12 protein-coding genes and 1 pseudogene are annotated in these 14,655 nt (G+C 71.9%); 4 read left to right on the top strand and 9 right to left on the bottom strand.

Annotated features, from left to right (window positions below):
* Window positions 1-205: 205 nt before the first annotated feature.
* The 4 genes and pseudogenes from ACXAHD_RS27070 to purN form a co-directional block, all read right to left on the bottom strand.
* Window positions 206-1,063: pseudogene (locus tag ACXAHD_RS27070) on the bottom strand (bifunctional methylenetetrahydrofolate dehydrogenase/methenyltetrahydrofolate cyclohydrolase); the annotation flags it as partial.
* A gap of 61 nt (window positions 1,064-1,124) precedes the next feature.
* Window positions 1,125-1,724: a pentapeptide repeat-containing protein gene (locus ACXAHD_RS27065; RefSeq protein WP_281551804.1), complete on the bottom strand. Its 600-nt coding sequence runs from the start codon at window positions 1,722-1,724 to the stop codon at window positions 1,125-1,127.
* 16 nt (window positions 1,725-1,740) lie between these two features.
* A complete protein-coding gene (purH, locus tag ACXAHD_RS27060) occupies window positions 1,741-3,321 on the bottom strand; it encodes a bifunctional phosphoribosylaminoimidazolecarboxamide formyltransferase/IMP cyclohydrolase (RefSeq protein ID WP_289211367.1) in 1,581 nt (526 codons plus the stop codon).
* Complete coding sequence (purN, locus tag ACXAHD_RS27055) at window positions 3,318-3,932, bottom strand: phosphoribosylglycinamide formyltransferase (protein WP_281551806.1); 615 nt, start codon at window positions 3,930-3,932, stop codon at window positions 3,318-3,320. Before purN ends, purH begins: the two co-directional genes overlap by 4 nt.
* Before the next feature lie 150 nt (window positions 3,933-4,082).
* Between purN and ACXAHD_RS27050 the strand changes: the two genes are divergently transcribed.
* Window positions 4,083-4,622: a DUF4190 domain-containing protein gene (locus ACXAHD_RS27050; RefSeq protein WP_281551807.1), complete on the top strand. Its 540-nt coding sequence runs from the start codon at window positions 4,083-4,085 to the stop codon at window positions 4,620-4,622.
* Between the two features lie 24 nt (window positions 4,623-4,646).
* Here ACXAHD_RS27050 and ACXAHD_RS27045 read toward each other — a convergent pair whose 3' ends face one another.
* Window positions 4,647-6,026: a cell division protein PerM gene (locus ACXAHD_RS27045; protein WP_281551808.1), complete on the bottom strand. Its 1,380-nt coding sequence runs from the start codon at window positions 6,024-6,026 to the stop codon at window positions 4,647-4,649.
* Window positions 6,027-6,187: 161 nt separating this feature from the next.
* On the opposite strand from ACXAHD_RS27045, the gene ACXAHD_RS27040 reads away from it, so the two are divergent.
* The gene (locus ACXAHD_RS27040) at window positions 6,188-6,439 is read left to right on the top strand and encodes a hypothetical protein (protein ID WP_281555719.1); all 252 of its coding nucleotides are present in this window, start codon (window positions 6,188-6,190) and stop codon (window positions 6,437-6,439) included.
* Between the two features lie 81 nt (window positions 6,440-6,520).
* Here ACXAHD_RS27040 and sucD read toward each other — a convergent pair whose 3' ends face one another.
* From sucD to ACXAHD_RS27025, 3 genes are all read right to left on the bottom strand, one after another.
* Entirely contained in the window at window positions 6,521-7,408 is an 888-nt protein-coding gene (gene sucD, locus ACXAHD_RS27035; protein ID WP_281551809.1) for a succinate--CoA ligase subunit alpha, read from the bottom strand.
* A gap of 5 nt (window positions 7,409-7,413) precedes the next feature.
* Window positions 7,414-8,610 carry an ADP-forming succinate--CoA ligase subunit beta gene (gene sucC / locus ACXAHD_RS27030; RefSeq protein ID WP_281551810.1) on the bottom strand — a complete coding sequence of 399 codons (1,197 nt, stop codon included), beginning with the start codon at window positions 8,608-8,610 and terminating at the stop codon, window positions 7,414-7,416.
* Between the two features lie 446 nt (window positions 8,611-9,056).
* Window positions 9,057-9,455 carry a cobalamin B12-binding domain-containing protein gene (locus tag ACXAHD_RS27025; RefSeq protein ID WP_289211368.1) on the bottom strand — a complete coding sequence of 133 codons (399 nt, stop codon included), beginning with the start codon at window positions 9,453-9,455 and terminating at the stop codon, window positions 9,057-9,059.
* A 387-nt stretch (window positions 9,456-9,842) separates the two neighbouring features.
* Between ACXAHD_RS27025 and ACXAHD_RS27020 the strand changes: the two genes are divergently transcribed.
* Entirely contained in the window at window positions 9,843-10,607 is a 765-nt protein-coding gene (locus tag ACXAHD_RS27020) for a M23 family metallopeptidase (RefSeq protein WP_281551812.1), read from the top strand.
* Between the two features lie 284 nt (window positions 10,608-10,891).
* Window positions 10,892-11,830 carry a M23 family metallopeptidase gene (locus tag ACXAHD_RS27015; protein WP_281567254.1) on the top strand — a complete coding sequence of 313 codons (939 nt, stop codon included), beginning with the start codon at window positions 10,892-10,894 and terminating at the stop codon, window positions 11,828-11,830.
* A 22-nt stretch (window positions 11,831-11,852) separates the two neighbouring features.
* Here the strand turns inward: ACXAHD_RS27015 and pcrA are convergent, their stop codons facing one another.
* Window positions 11,853-14,282, bottom strand: a complete 2,430-nt coding sequence (gene pcrA / locus ACXAHD_RS27010; RefSeq protein ID WP_475054094.1) for a DNA helicase PcrA — start codon at window positions 14,280-14,282, stop codon at window positions 11,853-11,855.
* Window positions 14,283-14,655 lie beyond the last annotated feature (373 nt).

Genomic DNA, 14,655 nt, shown 5'->3' with positions numbered 1-14,655 from the left:
GGGGGGGGGGGGGGGGGGGGGGGGGGGGGGGGGGGGGGGGGGGGGGGGGGGGGGGGGGGGGGGGGGGGGGGGGGGGGAGGGGGGGGGGGGAGGGGGGGGGGGGAGGGGAGGGGGGGGGGGTGGGGGGGGCGGGGGGCGCGCCCGAAGCCCCCCCCCACCCCCCCCCCTCCTTCCCCCTCTCCGCCCGTCTCCCCTTTTCGGCGAGGCCGCGTTCCGCCAGCTCGACGACGTTGGTCAACAGCATCGCCCGGGTCATCGGGCCGATCCCGCCGGGCACCGGCGCCAGCGCAGCGGCCACCTCGGCCACGTCCGGTGCCACGTCACCGGTGTACTGGCCCTTGCCGTTCTCGCCGAGCACCCGAGTGATACCGACGTCGACGACCGTCGCCCCCGGCGTAACCATTTCAGCGGTGACCAGCCCCGGTACGCCCGCCGCAGCGATCACGATGTCGGCCCGGCGGGTGTGGTCGCCCAGATCCAAGGTGCCGGTGTGGCACAGCGTCACCGTGGCGTTCTCGCTGCGCCGGGTCAGCAGCAGACCCAGCGGCCGACCGACGGTGGTGCCCCGGCCGATCACCACCACCTCCGCGCCCCGGATCCGGATCTCGTTGCGGCGCAGCAGGTCGACGATGCCGCGCGGGGTGCAGGCGACCGGCGCGTCGAAGCCGAGCACCAGCCGGCCCAGGTTCACCGGATGCAGCCCGTCGGCGTCCTTGTCCGGGTCGACCCGCTCCAGCACCCGCTGGGTGTCGATCTGCTTCGGCATCGGCAGCTGCACGATGTAACCGTGGCACGCCGGATCGGCGTTCAGCTCGGCCACCACCGCCTCCACCTGCTCCTGGGTCGCGTCGGCCGGCAGGTCGCGGCGAATCGAGGCGATACCGACCTCGGCGCAATCGCGGTGCTTGCCGTTGACGTACGCCTGGGAGCCGGGATCCTCACCGACCAGCACGGTGCCGAGACCGGGCACCACCGACTGCTCCGCGAGCGCCTTGACCCGGGCACGAAGGTTGTCCTTGATGGCGGATGCCGCCGCCTTACCGTCCAGAATTGTCGCCGTCACGTCACCGATCGTCTCACGTCGCCCGATCCGCCCCGGTTGGCACCTCGCACGGACCAGCCGGTCAGGGCCGCACGTCGGCACCGTACGCCGCCGCGACCTGCACCGCCTGGGCCAGGTCGATCCGCGCCCCGGTCAGGTCGAGGCCGCGCAGCTCGACCCCGGCCAGATCCGCGCCACGCAGGTCCGCGCCACGCAGCTTCGCGCTGGTCAGCCGGGCATAGCCGAGGTCCGCCCCGGAAAGATCCACCCGGCTCAGGTTCGCCTCGGTCAGGTCGGCTTCCCTTAGCCGCAGCCCGGACAGCTTCGTACCGGTCAGGTCCTGGCCGCGCAGCAGCACGAACCCCCAGTCTCCGCCGTCGACATGCAGCGGGCGCAGCGTGCAGTCGAGAAACTGGGTGCCGGTCAGCTTGCAGTCGGCGAAGGTCGCGTCGAAGAACGACGACCGCCGGATCACGCAGTGCAGCAGCGCGCAGTGCGTCAGCCGGGCCGCGTTGGCCCGCACGTTCGCCAGTACGCAGTTGGTGAAGACGCAGCCGGTCAGCACCGCCTCGGTCAGGTCGACGTCGACGAGCTCACAGCGGTCGAAATGCACCCGGTCGAACTCGTCGAGCGCCCAGTCGGCCCCGACGATCCGCTCCTCGACGCGCTGCTGCGGCGACACGACGACGGCCGGCCGGTCAGTGGAAGAAGTGCCGGGTGCCGGTCAGGTACATGGCGACCCCGGCGGCGTTCGCCGCCGCGATCACCTCGTCGTCCCGGATCGAACCGCCGGGCTGCACCACCGCGCGTACCCCGGCGTCGATCAGCACCTGCAGTCCGTCCGGGAACGGGAAGAACGCGTCGGAGGCGGCCGCCGCGCCGGCGGCCCGGCCGGCACCGGCCCGGCGTACCGCCAACTCGGCGGCGTCGACCCGGTTGACCTGGCCCATGCCGACCCCGACGGTCGCACCGTCGCGGGCCAGCAGGATCGCGTTGCTCTTCACCGCGCGTACCGCCCGCCAGGCAAAGCCCAGGTCGGCCAGCAGGTCCGCGTCGGCCGGCTCACCGGTGGCCAGCCGCCAGCTCGCCGGATCGTCGCCGGCGGCGTCGACCCGGTCGACGGTCTGCGCCAGCCGGCCACCGGTGACCTGCCGCCACTCGACGTCCGCCGGCTGCCACGCCGGGGCGAGCAGCAGCCGCAGGTTCTTCTTCCGGGCCAGCACCTCGACCGCGGCCGGGTCGAACCCGGGGGCCACCACCACCTCGGTGAAGATCTCCGCGACCTGGTTGGCCAGCTCGACGGTGACCGGCCGGTTGACCGCGATCACCCCGCCGTACGCGGAGACCGGGTCGCAGGCGTGCGCCTTGCGGTGCGCCTCGGCGACGTCGACACCGACCGCGATGCCGCACGGGTTGGCGTGCTTGATGATCGCCACGGCCGGGGCGGTGAAGTCGTTCGCCGCCCGCCAGGCGGCATCGGCGTCGACGTAGTTGTTGTACGACATCTCCTTGCCGTGCAACTGCTCGGCCTGGGCCAGCCCGGCCGGTGCCGCCGGGTCCAGGTAGAGGGCCGCCCGCTGGTGCGGGTTCTCGCCGTAGCGCAGCACGGCGGCCCGACGCAGCGCGGTGCCGGCGAACTCCGGCCAGTCGACCGGCTGGTCGGTGTCCGCGCCGACCAGGGTCCGGGCGCACCAGTCGGCGACCGCGACGTCGTACTCGGCGATGTCGGCGAAGGCACGGGCGGCGAGGGCGCGCCGCTGCCGCAGGGTGAAGCCGCCGTCGGCAAGGGCCTGCTCGACCAGCGGGTACGCCGACACCGAGGTGACCACCGCGACGCTGGTGTGGTTCTTCGCCGCCGCCCGCACCATCGCCGGGCCACCGATGTCGATCTGCTCCACGCAGCCGTCCAGGTCGGCACCGGAGGCCACCGTCTGCTGGAACGGGTACAGGTTGGACACCAGCAGGTCGAACGGGGCGACGCCGAGCTGGGCCAGCTGCGCGGTGTGGTCGGCGGAGCGCAGGTCGGCCAGCAGTCCGGCGTGCACGTGCGGATGCAGCGTCTTGACCCGGCCGTCCAGGCATTCCGGGAAACCGGTCACGTCCTCCACCCGGACCACCGGCACACCGGCGGCCGCGATTGTGGTCGCGGTCGACCCGGTGGAGACGATCTCCACCCCGGCGGCGTGCAGCATGGTGGCCAGCTCGACCAGACCGGTCTTGTCGTAGACGCTGATCAACGCCCGGTGCAGCGGGCGGCGGCCGTCGGTGCTCGGGTTCATCGGATGGTGACCTTTCGATGCGAGATGGTCCAGCCGTGCCGGACCAGCCGGCCGACGTACTCGACGAGCTGCGCCCGTTCCGCTTCCTTGATCCGCTCGGTCAGGCTGGCCTCGTCGTCGTCCGGCTCGACCGGGACCGCGACCTGCGCGACGATCGGTCCGGTGTCGACGCCGGCGTCGACGAAGAAGAGCGTGGCACCGGCCAGCTTGACCCCGTAGGCGAGGGCGTCACGCGGGCCGTTCATGCCGGGGAACGCGGGCAGCAGCGAGTTGTGGGTGTTGACGTAGCGGTCCCCGAAGGCGGCCAGGAACCGGGCGCCGACCAGTTTCAGGAAGCCGGCCGAGACGATCAGGTCCGGCTGGTACGCGGCGACCTCGGCGGTCAGCGCGGCGTCCCAGTCCGCCCGGCTGGCGTGGTCGGCGACCCGGGCCACGAAGGTGGGCACCCCGGCGGTCCTGGCCCGGTCCAGCCCGGCGATCCCGTCCCGGTCCGCGCCGACCGCCACGACGACCGCGCCGTACGCCGGGTCCTCGGTGGCGTCGAGCAGTGCCTGCAGATTGGTGCCGGAGCCGGAGACGAGCACCACGAGTCTGGCCGGGGACGAGGTCACCCGAGCACCCTACCCGGCCGCCGCCCAGGCCCCGCCCAGGTCCCGACCAGCGCGACGGGCGGGCGTGACGGCGGCAGGATTTGCGCTGACCAGTTACGCTGCCCGACGCTCGGGCAAACACGATCTCCGACCGCCCTGAGCGTCGTCGTCATGAAGGAGCTCTCTGTGCAGCCCGGCTATCCAGGCCAAGATCCGTACGGCCAGCAGCCCCAGGATCCGACCTCGTCGCCACCGTCCGACCCGTACGGCCAGCAGCCGCCGCCGGGGCAGCCCTACTCGAACCCGTACGGCCAGCCGCCGCCGCCGGGGCAGCCGTACCCGCAGCAGCAGCCGGGGCAGCCCTACGGTGACCCGTACGCGCAGCAGCCGGTGCCGGGCCAGCCGTACCCCGCCGGCGGCTACGGCATGCCGGGCCAGCAGAAGAACAACAACCTGGGCCTGATCGGCATGATCGTCGGCATCGCCTCGTTGGTGCTGGCCCTGTGCTGCCCGCTGCTCGGCATCCCGGCCGGGATCGCCGGCGCGGTGCTCGGCTTCCTCGGCAAGAACAAGGTCGACCAGGGGCTGGCGGACAACCGTGGCCAGGCGATGGCCGGGCTGATCTGCGGCGCGATCGGGGTGGTGCTCAGCATCGCGAACTCGATCCTCGGCGTTCTGATGGACTTCGGCAGCGGGTTCAACAGCATCTGAGCCAGGCTCTGTGACGCGACCCGTTCAGGGCGTCCCGGATCGTCCGGGGCGCCCTGTGCCGTTGCCGACGTGTCCCGGACCGGCGCCTTGTCCCGGCCCGGCACCGGACCGTCGCTGGCGGGGCCCGGACCGGTCCGCCGGGGGCGCCGCCACCGCCCGCGCCGCCACCGCGCCGACCACCGCCCCGACCGCGACCACCGCGCTCGACACCGCCGCCACCTGCCAGGCGACCGGGCCGACGTCGGCGAGCCGTCCGGCACCGAGCGGCCCGCCGGACACGGCCGCCGCACCGCCCAGGAACAGTCCGGCCACCGGCCCGCTGATCAGGGCGGCACCGATCAGCACAGCCCAGCCGGGCAGCCCGGCACCACCCCGGTCGGTCGCCGCCGGCCAGCGGCGGGCCAGCACCCACCCGGTGGTCATCCCGGCCAGGACCGGCAGGGCCAGCAGCGCGGCGCTGAGCCCCCCGGCCGGGCCGTTGGGCAGTCCGGCGAACAACGGGACCGCCGGCAGGCTGCCGAGGGTGACCTCGGTGGTCCGTACCGCAGTGTCGGAGCCGAGCGCGAAGCCCGGCCCCAACAGGTAGGCGGTCGCCCAGATGGTGGCGTTCGGCGCGTACGCGAGGCTGAGCAGCGTGATGCCGGCCTGCCCGGCCACCCCGGCCCGGTACACCCCGATGGTGTCGGCGGCGTCCCCGCCGCTGATCGCCACGGACAGCCCGGCCACGGCGGCACCGGCGCCGAGCACCAGCAGCGCGGCGACCACTCCGGCGCGCGCCGCGTGCCGGAGCAGGTCGGGGCAGCGCGCCGCCAGTCGACGCAGCGAACTGGTGGTCTGGCCGGCGCCGAGCAACGCGCCGATCCCGCCGAACGCCGCCAGCGTGCCCCCGGCCCGCAGCGGTTCGATCCCCGTCGTAGCGCTGCTGGCGACGTGCGCGGCGGCGGCGCCCAGCGCGCCGTACGCGGTCGCGACGGCCAATGCGACGACGATCGCCCGTACGGCGGATCCGCTGCGCCGGGCACCGACCGCCCGGGTGGTGTGTACCCCGGCCCGGTAGATCCGCCAGGCGGCGAGCGCGCTGAGCAGCAGCGGCGGCAGGCCGAGCGGCCCGGTCGGCGTGTCCAGCGGTACGCCGTGCCCGAGCAGCCAGGCGGCCAGACCGATCCGGGCCGCGCCGAGGACCGACGAGTCGCCTTCGGCGAGTCGGATCAGCCACATCACCACCGCGACCGGCAGGTACGACACCACCGCGGCCCACAGGGTGGTCACCGAGGCCGCGACGACCAGCGGGGCCCGGCCACGGCGGGCGGCGCCGGGGGCCCGGCCGGGGCCGGGGTGCCGAACGGCGTCGACCGACGCGGTACCGTCCGGCGGTCGCGGCGGATCCGGGGGGTGGGCTGCCATCGTGCCTACTTTGGCACGTGGGCGCACTGATCCGGCGGCAATATCGACGTGGCCTGGCCGGTCACCTGCCGAACCCGCCGACATTCCGGTCATTTGGCCGTACGCTCGGTGCTGGACCACGCCGTCGACGACGGCGGTCGTCGAGTTGACGGGGGACCCTGCTGATGACCCAGTATCCACCGGCCGCGGCGTCGGCCGGCAGCGACCGCAGCACCCTGTGGGGTGTGCTCGGGATCGTGATCGGCCTGCTCTGCTGCGGCATCCTCGGCATCGTCTTCGGCGCACTGTCGATCCGCGACGCCAACCGCTTCCGCAAGTCCCCGGTGCTGGGCTGGGTGGCGATCGTGCTGAGCGTGCTGAACATCATCGGTGGGGCCAGTCTCTGGGCAACCGGGAACTACCCGATCGGCTGACCGCACGACGACGGCCGCCGACCGGTTTCCCGATCGACGGCCATGTGTCGACTGTGGTCGATCAGTGTCGGCTGTGGCCGGTCAGCTGCCGGTGATCACCTGGCGCATCAGCCGGGCGGTCTCGCTCGGCGTACGGCCGACCTTGACTCCGGCCGCCTCCAGCGCGACCTGCTTGGCGGCGGCGGTGCCCGCCGATCCGGAGATGATCGCACCGGCGTGGCCCATCGTCTTGCCGGGCGGGGCGGTGAACCCGGCGATGTAGCCGACCACCGGCTTGGTCACGTTCGCCTTGATGAACTCAGCGGCCCGCTCCTCGGCGTCGCCGCCGATCTCGCCGATCATGACGATCGCGTCGGTCTCCGGGTCGTCCTGGAAGGCGGCCAGCGCGTCGATGTGGGTGGTGCCGATGACCGGGTCGCCGCCGATGCCGACGCAGGTGGAGAAGCCGATGTCACGCAGCTCGTACATCAGCTGGTAGGTCAGCGTGCCGCTCTTGCTGACCAGGCCGATCCGGCCGGCCGGGGTGATGTCCGCCGGGATGATGCCGGCGTTGGAGGCCCCTGGGGAGGCGATGCCCGGACAGTTCGGGCCGATGATCCGGGTCTTGCCGCCCTTGGCGGTGTTGTGGGCCCAGAAGGCGGTCGAGTCGTGCACCGGGATGCCTTCGGTGATCACCACGGCGAGCGGGATCTCGGCGTCGATCGCCTCGATCACCGCCGCCTTGCAGAACGCCGGCGGGACGAAGATGACCGTGACGTCGGCCCCGGTCTCCTTCATCGCCTCGCCGACGGTGGCGAACACCGGGAGCCGGGTGTCGCCGAACTCGACCTGCTGTCCGGCCTTGCGCGGGTTGACCCCGCCGACGACGGTGGTGCCGGCGGCGAGCATCCGCCGGGTGTGCTTGGAGCCCTCGGAGCCGGTCATCCCCTGCACGATGACCTTGGAGTCCTTGGTCAGCCAGATCGCCATCTCGATCACTGTCCTTCCGGGCGGCCGGACGCCGCTGCGGCGAGCTGCGCGGCCCGCTCGGCCGCTCCGTCCATGGTGTCGACCCGCTCGACGAGGGGGTTGGCGGCCGAGTCGAGGATCGCCCGGCCCGCCTCGGCGTTGTTGCCGTCCAGCCGGACGACGAGCGGCTTGGTCACCGTCTCACCGCGCTGTTCGAGCAGGGCCAGCGCCTGGACTACGCCGTTGGCCACCTCGTCGCAGGCGGTGATCCCGCCGAAGACGTTGACGAACACGGTCCGCACGTCCGGGTCGGAGAGCACGATCTCCAGACCGTTGGCCATCACCGCCGCGCTGGCGCCACCACCGATGTCGAGGAAGTTGGCCGGTTTGACGCCGCCGTGCGCCTCGCCGGCGTACGCCACCACGTCGAGGGTGGACATGACCAGGCCGGCCCCGTTGCCGATGATGCCGACCGAGCCGTCGAGCTTGACGTAGTTGAGGTCTTTCTCCTTGGCCCGCTGCTCCAGCGGGTCGACCGCGGACTGGTCGACCATCGCCTCGTGGTCGGGGTGCCGGAAACCGGCGTTCTCGTCCAGGGTGACCTTGGCGTCGAGGCAGAGCACCCGGCCCTCGGGGGTCCGGGCCAGCGGGTTCACCTCGACCAGGGTGGCGTCCTCGGCGATGAACGCCTGCCAGAGGCGTACCGCGATCTCGGTGATCTGGTCGGTGAGCTCAGCCGGGAAGCCGGCGGCGGTGACGATCTCGGCGGCCTTGGCCTCGTCCACCCCGACGTTGGCGTCGATGGCGATCTTCGCCACCCGCTCCGGGGTCTCGGCGGCGACCTGCTCGATGTCCATCCCGCCCGCGACACTGGCGATGCAGAGGAAGGTGCGGTTGGCCCGATCCAGCAGGTACGACAGGTAGTACTCGTCGGCGATGTCGGCGGTCACCGTCAGCATGACCTTGCCAACGGTGTGCCCTTTGATGTCCATGCCGAGGATGTTGGTGGCGTGGCTGACCGCCTCGTCGGCGTCCTCGGCTAGCTTCACGCCGCCGGCCTTACCTCGACCACCGACCTTGACCTGGGCCTTGACCACGACACGGCCGCCGAGGCGCTCGGCGATCGCGCGGGCCTCTTCCGGGGTGGTGGCGACGCCGCCGGCGAGCACGGGCAATCCGTGTCGCTCGAACAGCTCGCGCCCCTGGTACTCGTACAGGTCCACGTTTGCGCGTCCCGTTCCGTCTCTGCGGCGCGCCGTCGCGCCGCCGCCAGCGTGCAGAATCAGATGATTTCCCGGTCACGAGCGGTGACCGGCCATTGGCGCAGCCTAACCACCCGGCCCTGGGACGCCAGCAGGCGGGCGGACGGTGTGCGCAACCGCACACATCCGGCGAGCCGCCCGCGCAGCAGTACGGCGACCTGGCCCCGACCACCGGCACAGACCCGAGAAATAGGGTGTGCCGGCGACGTAACCCCCGGTGACAGGTGTCGTTGAGTGAGGTGTCGGAAACGCAGCGCGGGGCCGACGGAAAGCGGCCGATGCCCTGTCGGTCGAGGGGTGGCGGCGGGGCATCGTGCATGGAGAGGCCGGACGTGTGAGGGGTGCGTCCGGCCTCTCACCCTTTTGCTGCGCGCCCCACCCCCTTACTGGGCGGGAACGTTGCCGCTTCACTTGGCGGGGACGTTGCCGCGGACCCAGTCGACAATGTCGGCGGTGCTCGCCCCAGGGGTGAAGATCCTGGCCACGCCGAGCTCACCGAGTGCTGCGATGTCCTCGTCAGGGACGATGCCTCCGCCGAAGACCACGATGTCGTCCGCACCTCGCTGGCGCAGCAGGTCGAGCACTCGGCGGAACAGCGTGAGGTGCGCGCCGGACAGCACGGAGAGCCCGATGGCGTCGGTATCCTCCTGGATGGCGGTCTCGACGATCTGCTCCGGTGTCTGGTGCAGACCCGTGTAGATGACTTCGATGCCGGCGTCCCGCAGCGCCCTGGCCACCACTTTGACGCCGCGGTCGTGGCCGTCGAGACCAGGCTTGGCCACCACCACCCGGATCCGAGTCTCCATCGCTGCACGCCTCCTGCCGACCGACCGATCCTTAACGAAGGTTAACCAACCTCGGCACATCGACGGCAGCCCGGCCGACCCTGAGCCGCAACCCCGATTCACCCTGACTGAACGCACGATAAGTATTGCTCCATGTAACCAGCGGTTACCAACGAGGGGCCCGATAAAAGGTTACGAAAACGGACAATAGACAACGGACAGTCGCAGATCGTCAACAGTTTTTCGCGAGTCGGGTTGTGGCGGCCCTAGGGGTTGGCTACCGTGTCCACGGTTGTCCTCTGGCTCCAGCCAGAACCAACCCGGCCAACGAGCGTTAATCCCAGGTTCCGCAACGAGGGTCCCGGATGCTCGCACCGCCGCCGAACTACCCGCCGATGGAGGGTGTGCGTGCGCCAGCGCCTGTCGTCAGAGCCCGATCGATATCGGGGTCGTCGCCGCGTACCGACTCCACCCCGTAGCCGCTACGCGGTCGTCATGACCACCGCCGTCGTCGGCGCGGGTGTCGTCGCCCTCGGGGCCAGCGCGATGCCCGACGCCAAGACGCTCAGCCCGGCGGCCCTGGCCGACCTGGAGAACAGCGTCGCCCTGAGCGACCAGGCCCTGGAGATCGACGACCAGGCCCTGGACCTGGACAGCCAGATCAGCGAGCGGGCCGAGGACGCCGAGCGCGCCTCCCGGGACGCCGACCGGACCCCGGCCACCTCGATGACCCAGGCTGCCCCGGACGTCTGGATGCTGCCGCTGCGCGGCTACACCTTCACCTCTCCGTACGGCATGCGCTGGGGAAAGCTGCACGCCGGCGTCGACCTGGCCGCCGCCGAGGGCACCCCGTTCCACTCGATCCACGCCGGCACGGTCACCCTCGCCGGCTGGAACGGCGGCTACGGCTACTGCGTGATCGTCAAGCACGACGACGGGACCGAGGCCGTCTACGGCCATGCGTCCCGGCTGCGGGTCACCGCCGGTCAGCGGGTAGAAGCCGGTGATCTGCTCGGCGACGTCGGCAACACCGGTCACTCCTACGGCGCCCACCTGCATCTCGAGGTGCACGTGGACTCGGAGCCGCAGGATCCGATCACCTGGCTGCGGGGCAAGGGAGTGGACCTCAAGCTGCAGGTCGAGGCGATCTACGGTGGCGTCGTCGAGCCCTGACATTGAGTGACTGAAGAAACCGCTCAGGCCGCACGGTCTGAGCGGTTCTTTGTGCAGTCCGGACGCCCACCACCAGCGAAAATATGTCCTGCGTCACATTGGATTTTGTGACCTGAACCACTATCGGTCCAGTCAAGAAATCCCCCATCCAAACACGGAGAGTCACGAAATTCCGGCCTCCGAGCGGTGCTCCTCGCCTTCTGTGACTACCCGGTACCCACCCACCGTGCCTGGCACACCACCATTTCCGGGTCCGTGCCCCCCTTACCGCGGAGGTCACTCCCGTGTCGCACCCCGAGCCCACGGAGCGCAGCAAGCCCTCGACCCGGCGTCGGCCACCAGGGCTGCACCGGCTGGTTCCGCCCGGCAGGCACGCCCAGGTAGCGGAGTTCGGCCGCCGGACCCGCACCGCCGCCCTCACCGTCCTGGCCGTGGCGGCCCTCGGGATCGGCGGCGCGGCCACCGCACTTAACTCCGCCCCCGACCCCACCGCGACCGATCCGGCGACGACCTCGGCCCTCGCCGACCGGGCCGACGCGGCGGGACGCGCCGACCGGAGCACCCGTCAGCCGACGGCCACCCCGGACAGCGGCGGGGACGAGACCGGCTTCGGCGCGGCGCCCACCGACAGCAGCACCAGCCGTGCCGAGGAGACCGGTCAACCGGCGGACCCGACCGAAGCAGCCGACGACGCGCCGACCCGGACCGACGACGAGCCCGCAGGGTCGGCCGACGCCAACAGCAGCGACGACAACAGGGACAGCGGTGACCCGGCAACGACCTCGGCGACGGCGGCGCAGCCGAGCTCGACGGCCGGCACGTCCGACTGGGTCACCCCGATGCCCGGGGCACAGATCACCTCCTGCTACGGCCAGCGCTGGGGCGTCCTGCACGCCGGGATCGACCTGGCTCTGCCGGCCGGCACCCCGGTGCTCGCCGCCGGCGCTGGGACGGTGCAGGTCGCCGGCTGGGCGTACACCGGCTACGGGATCTCGGTGGTGATCGACCACGGCGGCGGTGTGCTGACCCACTACGCGCACCTCTCCGCGACCAGCGTGTCGGTCGGCGACCGGGTGGCCCCCGGGGACACCATCGGTGCGGAGGGCTCCACCGGCGACTCCACCGGCCCGCACCTGCACTTCGAGGTACACATCGGCGGGCTATGGAGCCAGGTGGACCCCGCCCCGTGGATGCGCGAACGCGGCGTCGACCTGGGCTGCTGACCGGTTCGGTACGGGTCCGGGGTCAAACCTTCTCGATCGGCGCGTGCCGCAGCACCAGCCACATCGTCTGGTCGCCGAAGTCGACCTGCGCCCTGGCTCCCGGCCCGTGCCCCTCCACCGCCAACACCCGGCCCAGCCCGTACCGCTGGTGGTTGACCCGCTCCCCCACCGTCACCTTGGGCGCGGTGGGCAGCTCGCTGGCGGTACTCAGCCGACTCGGGTCCACCCCGAGCCGCTGAGCGAGGCGGGCGGCTTTCGGCGTACCGCCGGCGAAGCCGCCACCTCGCGCGACCGGTGACCGGTCTGCGGCGGCCGACCGCCCACCGACCCCGCCACCCGTGCCCGACCAGGAGGTGTACGCCGCCTCGGTCCGCTCCCAGCGGACCAGCTCGGCCGGCAACTCGGAGAGGAACCGCGACGGCGGGTTGTATGCCGGCTGCCCCCACGCGGCCCGGGTCACCGACCGGGACAGGAACAGGCGCTGCCGGGCCCGGGTGATCCCGACGTACGCCAGCCGCCGCTCCTCCTCCAGCTCCCGGGTGTCGCCGAGGGCCCGCAGGTGCGGGAAGACGCCGTCCTCCAGACCGGTCAGAAAGACCACCGGGAACTCCAGGCCCTTGGCGGTGTGCAGCGTCATCAGGGTGACCACACCCTGGTGGTCCGGGTCGTCGTCAGGCACCTGGTCGGCGTCGGCGACCAGCGCGACCTGCTCCAGGAAGCCGGCCACGGTCGCCGGCTCGTCGGACGCCTCGACCCGCTCGGTGTACTCGCGGGCCACGCTGACCAGCTCCTGCAGGTTCTCCACCCGGCCGGCGTCCTGCGGATCCAGGCTCTCCTCCAGCTCGGTCAGATAGCCCGAGCGCAGCAGCACCGACTCCAGTGCCTCCTCCGGGGTGGTGGTGGCCAGCTGCTCCCGCACGCCGTCGAGCAGCGCCACGAAGTCGGTGATCGCGTTCACCGCCCGAGTGGAGATCCCCGGTGCCTCGGCCGCCCGGCCCAGCGCAGCACCGAACGAGATCCGCTCGCGGGCGGCCAGCGCCTCGACGCACGCCTCGGCCCGGTCGCCGATGCCCCTACGCGGCGTGTTGAGTACCCGCCGGATGCTCACCGTGTCGTCGGCGTTGACCACCGCCCGCAGGTAGGCCAGCGCGTCGCGGACCTCCCTACGCTCGTAGAAGCGCACCCCGCCGACCACCTTGTACGGCAGGCCGACCCGGATGAACACCTCCTCGAAGACCCTGGACTGGGCGTTGGTGCGGTAGAAGACCGCCACGTCGCCCGGTCGGGCCGCGCCGTCGTCGCACAACCGGTCGATCTGCCGGGCCGCCCAGTCCGCCTCGGCGTGCTCGGTGTCGGCGACGTAGCCGACGATCTGCTCGCCGTCGCCCTGGTCGCTCCACAGCCGCTTCGGCTTGCGGCCGGCGTTGTTGGTGATCACCGCGTTGGCGGCGGTCAGGATCGTCTGGGTGGAGCGGTAGTTCTGCTCCAGCAGGATCGTCCTGGCCTGGGCGAAGTCCCGCTCGAACTCCAGAATGTTGCGGATGGTGGCGCCCCGGAAGGCGTAGATCGACTGGTCTGCGTCGCCGACCACGCAGAGCTCCCCCGGCGGCACGTCGTCCGACCCGTCGCCCACCAGCTCCTTGACCAGCTGATACTGCGCGTGGTTGGTGTCCTGGTACTCGTCGACCAGCACGTGCCGGAACCGCCGCCGGTAGCTGCCGGCCACGTGCGGGTGGGCCTGCAGCAGGTGCACCGTCGTCATGATCAGGTCGTCGAAGTCGAGCGCGTGTGCCTCGCGCAGCCGACGCTGGTAGAGCGTGTAAGCCTCGGCCAGGGCCCGCTCATTGGGGCCGGCCGCCCGGTCGGCGAACGTCTCCGGGTCGACCAGCTCGTTCTTCAGGTTCGACACCTGGGTGGCCAGCCCACGGGCCGGGTAGCGCTTCGGGTCCAGGTCGAGCTCCCGGGCGACCAGCTGCATCAGCCGCCGTGAGTCGTCCGCGTCGTAGATGGAGAACGTCGACTTCAGCCCCGCGTGCTCGTGCTCGGCCCGCAGGATCCGTACGCAGGCGGAGTGGAAGGTGGAGACCCACATCATCCGGGCCCGCGGCCCGACCAGGTTGCCGACCCGCTCCTTCAGCTCACCGGCCGCCTTGTTGGTGAAGGTGATCGCCAGGACCTCACCGGGGTGGGTCTGCCTGGCCGCGAGCAGGTACGCGATCCGGTGGGTGAGCACCTTCGTCTTGCCGGAACCAGCGCCGGCCACGATCAGCAGCGGGCCACCGGCGTGGGTGACCGCCTCTCGTTGCGGGCCGTTGAGCCCGGTCAGCAGCGCGGCGGCAGCCAAATTGGGCTCAGCCGGCCCTCGGCCGGCCGAACTGGGCTCAGCCGGCGGACCGCCCCGATCCGTGACTGGTACGGATGGGGCCGCTGGGGTTTCGAAGAGTGGATGCATCGCACGGGCGAGTCTATGCCGCACGACCGACAGCCCCGCGCCGCCAGGCCCGCGCCGCCAGACTGGGGCCGTCGGCGCGCTGGGTGTCTTCCCAGAGGGTGGCGGAATTCTTGCGCTGGCGTCGCCAGCCTGGGCATACTCGTAGCGTGATCCGCCAGGCACGATTCTTCTTTAGCTACGGTTCCGGGAGTCCGGCTGCCGTAGGTCGCGCCTGATCATCAGACCTACAAGTGCCCCGGGGTCTCGCGAGAGCCCGGGGGACCTCTCGTTCCAGGGTTTTCTTTCCCCCGGGCCGGACCATCCCAAAGGAAGGAAACGGGGACCAACCCCATTTCGCACACCACCCACCACAAAACGACACCCCCCGCCCGCA

The sequence above is a fragment of the Micromonospora sp. ABR4_055 genome (assembly GCF_056160425.1).
This window is presented reverse-complemented; position numbering and strand designations above follow the sequence as displayed.